Genomic DNA, 613 nt, shown 5'->3' with positions numbered 1-613 from the left:
ACTCCAAGCTGCTCTGCTTGCTTTCTCCCTGCAAGGCGAAGCTCCGCCCCGCTAATGCCATCAGGAAAACCGATCAAATTATGATAGCTTCTGCATACCGAAGATCTTCCATTACCGGAATCGATAACAGCAACGTGATGACGATATCTTCCTAATTGTATGGCAGCCTGTAAACCTGCAATGCCGCCGCCTACAATTACACAATCATAGATCATCAAATACCTCCCAGTAATAGGATTAGTGTACACAACATCAGTTGATTATATATTATTTATAATTGGCTCTCCACTTATACGAAGGAATAAGGATACGGCTAGGGATAGTCTCTATTTCAAAAGAAGCCAGCTGCTCTAATTCAGGGCAGCTGGCTTCTTTTTCATATATGTGATTATTGCACGCTCAATCTTCTTCGCTTCATTTTGATGACTTCTGGAAGCGCAATGCCTATGAGTACAACGATGACACCAGCCCATTGCAAGGCGCTGACATGTTCATTCAGAACGAAGGATGAAAGCAAAACAGCGACAGGAAGTTCCGACGCACCCAAAATCCCTGCCATCCCTTCTCCGACATGCGGCACACCGATTGCAAACAGCACGGGTGGAATAAACGC

The 613-nt window shown here is 45.2% G+C and carries 2 protein-coding genes; both read right to left on the bottom strand.

Annotated features, from left to right (window positions below):
- A partial coding sequence (locus AC1DSE_RS36170; protein ID WP_477529234.1) for an FAD-dependent oxidoreductase occupies nt 1-215 on the bottom strand: 215 nt, incomplete at its 3' end.
- 173 nt (nt 216-388) lie between these two features.
- Nucleotides 389-613 (bottom strand): EamA family transporter (locus AC1DSE_RS36165; RefSeq protein ID WP_477529233.1); only part of this gene is annotated, 225 nt, incomplete at its 5' end.

It is taken from the genome of Paenibacillus sp. 01L418 (assembly GCF_056400045.1).
This window is presented reverse-complemented; position numbering and strand designations above follow the sequence as displayed.